Annotated in this window: 1 protein-coding gene and 1 pseudogene; both read right to left on the bottom strand. The window is 35.8% G+C overall.

The window, feature by feature from the left end; translation table 11 throughout:
* Positions 1–255: metallophosphoesterase family protein (locus DK207_RS15640; protein WP_171293708.1), on the bottom strand; the 255-nt coding region annotated here is incomplete at its 3' end.
* Positions 236–400: pseudogene (locus DK207_RS15635) on the bottom strand (diacylglycerol kinase); the annotation flags it as partial. The gene DK207_RS15640 and the pseudogene DK207_RS15635, both read right to left, overlap by 20 nt.

Below are 400 nucleotides of genomic sequence, written 5' to 3'. Positions count from 1 at the left end.
GGTAAATGGAGAAAAAAAACGGTTCCAGACATGATACAAAGGTATATCGTGGTTACCAGGCACCACAAGATAAGGAATATTGAGGCTATCTAAATACTGTCGACATTTAAAAAATTGTTCATATTTGGCGCGTTGAGTAATATCGCCGCTCACAACAATCACTTCAGGCTGTTGCTGAATACAAAAATCTCTTATTGCCTCTAAACACTCTTTTTTTTCTGTCCCAAAGTGTAAATCAGACAGATGTAGTAACATTCGGCACCATAATATTTAAAGCATTTTTTTCTACAGTGAAATTTAAAGGAGGTTTCATCTCTATGATTTCTCCATCTAAGGCCACTGTGAGTTTGGTTTTCTTTGCACATTCAACAATGACATGATCAGCACAAAAACTATATAC

It is taken from the genome of Acinetobacter haemolyticus (genome assembly GCF_900406815.1).
In the GTDB taxonomy this organism is placed as follows: Bacteria; Pseudomonadota; Gammaproteobacteria; order Pseudomonadales; family Moraxellaceae; genus Acinetobacter; species Acinetobacter haemolyticus_A.
The sequence above is the reverse complement of the archived record's forward strand: the minus strand, read 5'-3'. Positions and strand labels throughout refer to the sequence as shown.